The sequence below is a fragment of the uncultured Fretibacterium sp. genome, from assembly GCF_938030725.1.
Lineage (GTDB): Bacteria > Synergistota > Synergistia > Synergistales > Aminobacteriaceae > Fretibacterium.
This window is the reverse complement of record NZ_CALHIQ010000069.1, coordinates 1-2,746: the sequence shown is the minus strand read 5'-3', so window position 1 is coordinate 2,746 and position 2,746 is coordinate 1. Positions and strand designations below refer to the sequence as shown.

Sequence of the window (2,746 nt, the reverse complement as noted above, 5' to 3'; positions counted from 1 at the left end):
GAGCTGAGAAAACATTACTCCAGCTTAACTCGCTCCGAGGCCATGCCCCTTGCGGAACAGCTCCATGCCTCGCATGTGATGGGCGACAGCCAAACCTCGGCCGGGGTTGGGGAGGGGGTTGACCTCGATAAATGTAAAGAGGTCCTGAAATCGCCCCCATTGACTGCCGTAAGAGCTCAAAATAAAATCATGATAGCCGAGACGGCAGAGAATGGAGTTAGCGCTGCTAAGTTTGTGGGCCAGGCACGCAATTTTGAGCGCCTAAAAGCAGAACAGATCATGAGAGAAATGGGTTGCAAGGTCTATAACCCCCCCAGCAGGTATGACGTTGGTTTTGTCAGAAACGGACAAAACTACGTTGTAAAAGCAAAAATGTATGAGAAAAGTCTTCGGAACGCACTGGCACGCCTTCCAAAGGGCGATAAAATAATGCTCCCGGACGACGAGTATGAGAAATTCATTCGCAGTGAGAAAACTGCAGACCTGGCGGACAGGGTGATACCGGAATCTCAGGTGACGGGGAAGCCCAATACCAGGGAGAGCAGCCAGCAGGAGCTTGCTCAAACGGTCGAAAAGGACATGAAGGACATCACGGTTGCGAAGAATAAAATGCTCGCCGGCATGAGGGAGAAACTGAAGCGGACAGCGCCTTATATGCTGGGCGGTGCGATGATGGCCCTTTCGGAGAACTGGAACGACTTGAGCCTGGCCTATCGAGGCGAGGCCTCCTGGGAAAGGGCACTGAAGCGGACGGCGGTGGATTTTGCCGGCTATACCGTTACCCCAATGCTCATCGACGGCATCCTCTGCCGGGCCGGGAAACGATTCGCCGCCGTGATGCCGCTCAAAAATGCGGGGATGGGATACACGATAGGCTATTTTTGCTGGGGCATGGGGAAAGAATTCTACGCCTATCAAAACGGAGATATCTCTTACGAAGTCTTCGCCGAGCGAGCCCGGCAGCGCGGCCAAAACGCCGTCGGGTCCGCTTTGATGGTCCCTGTCAATATGCTTGTCCTCAAGATCGTTGTCGCAGCGGGCACAAGTCCTCTTTTCGTCCCTGTCGTCATCGTCGGTGGAGGGATGACTATACAAAGGGCGCAGGAATGGTATGAGCGAAAAAAATGGGAGGACACCGTCTATCTGGAGGATCTCGTGGCTTTCCTGGGCGAGGACCTGATTCGAGAGTTTACGCTTCTGGATCCTGTAAGGTATCCCAGCCTGGCAGACCCGGAAAGACGGGACAATCTCGCAGAACCGGAAGGACGGCCCAGCCTCCTTGATCCGGTACGGAGAGACAGCCTGCTCGATCCTTGACGATGTGATTCAGCGGCCCAGAGGGCACCTGATGGAGCCACAGCGCCAGCCCACGCAAGGGCATCAAGAGCCCCCTTGACGCTGGCCCCCTTGCGGGTATAATAGGTGTGTTGTGCGGGGGTGGCGGAACTGGTAGACGCGCAAGACTAAGGATCTTGTGGCCCTAAAGCTGTGGGGGTTCGAGTCCCCCCCTCCGCACCATGATAACGGTTCAGAAGAGCGGTCAATCTCAAGCGGGATTGGCCGCTGTTTTTTAGCGCAATCCCCTTATTCCGGCAGGAGCCTGACCACCTCCCGACGTCGCCCTGGCCGGCGCGAACGTGACGGCGAAGAGGGTATAAAATACAGCCATGGCGACACAGAGAATGGAGTTGACGGGATGGACGAACGGACGATGCAGGAAAAGCCGGAGCGTTTCGACTACGACGGCTTCTGGAAGGCCCTCATCAGGAGGTTTTGGCGGGAGCTTCTGAGGAGCGCCATTCCCGACCTGTACAAGGATGCGGATCTGGAGCAGGAGGCCACGCCGCTCGACAAGGAACTCCAGGACACCCTGCCGAAGCCGGGCGACGAGGAACAGGTGTCGGCGAAGTTCGTCGATACCCTGCTGAAAATCCCGCTGAAGGACGGCGGCGAACAGTGGGTGCTGCTGCACATCGAGGTTCAGGGCAGGGGCGGTGAGGACCTATCGCGGAGGATGATGCGCTACTACTGCCTGCTCTTCGCGCACTACGACAAGAACCCCGTAGCGCTGGCAATTTTGACCGCGTCGCGTCCGAAGTCGGAAACGCCGGGCGTCTACGACTTTTTACAGTATGGGACGCGCCTCCACTACAGTTATAATTGCGTCAAGCTGTGGAATCTGGACGACGAGGGGCTCCTGGCGAGCGACAACCCGTTCGACCTGGCGCTTTACGCGGCAAAAAAGGCGTTGGCATACGACAACGAGGAGCAGCAGAAGCTGATCTACCTGCTGAAGCTCACCAGGATTCTGGTGTCGAAGGGCTGGAGCCGGGAGGATCGGTCCGACCTTCTGGCGTTTATCGCGAGGGTCATCAACTTGAAGGACAGGGCGCTTTGGGAGCAGTACAGGAAGGGAGCCAGGGAGATAAAGGGGGAGAGCGAGATGATGTCCTTTTGGGATGAGGAGCTGGAGCAGACCCGTGCGCAGGGGCGCGCGGAAGGGCGCGTGATGGGCCATGAAGAAGGACGCCAAGAAGGACGTCTGAAGGGCCTTATGGAAGTAGCGCGCCGGATGCTTGCCGTGCCGCTTCCCGTGGCTCAGATCTCAGAGCTCACGGGGCTGACTTCCCATGAGATCGACGCCCTGAAAAAAGACGCACACACAGGCTTGTCGTAACCCTCAGCGTCCGAAAAGGGGGAGAGCGAGATGATGTCCTTTTGGGATGAGGAGCTGGAGCAGACCCGT

Annotated in this window: 2 protein-coding genes and 1 tRNA gene; all 3 read left to right on the top strand. The window is 57.3% G+C overall.

What is annotated here, in order from left to right; all coding sequences use genetic code 11:
* On the top strand, positions 1-1,317 hold a 1,317-nt coding region (locus tag Q0629_RS04080), incomplete at its 5' end, for a hypothetical protein (RefSeq protein WP_298779242.1).
* A gap of 114 nt (positions 1,318-1,431) precedes the next feature.
* Positions 1,432-1,518 (top strand) — tRNA-Leu (locus Q0629_RS04075).
* Between the two features lie 178 nt (positions 1,519-1,696).
* Positions 1,697-2,677, top strand: coding sequence for a hypothetical protein (locus Q0629_RS04070; RefSeq protein WP_298779240.1), 981 nt, complete (start codon positions 1,697-1,699; stop codon positions 2,675-2,677).
* Positions 2,678-2,746 lie beyond the last annotated feature (69 nt).

What these genes read in the sequence shown, in the direction of transcription:
- Q0629_RS04070 (WP_298779240.1), top strand. Translation starts at nt 1,697, where the DNA reads ATGGACGAACGGACGATGCAGGAAAAGCCGGAGCGTTTCGACTACGAC.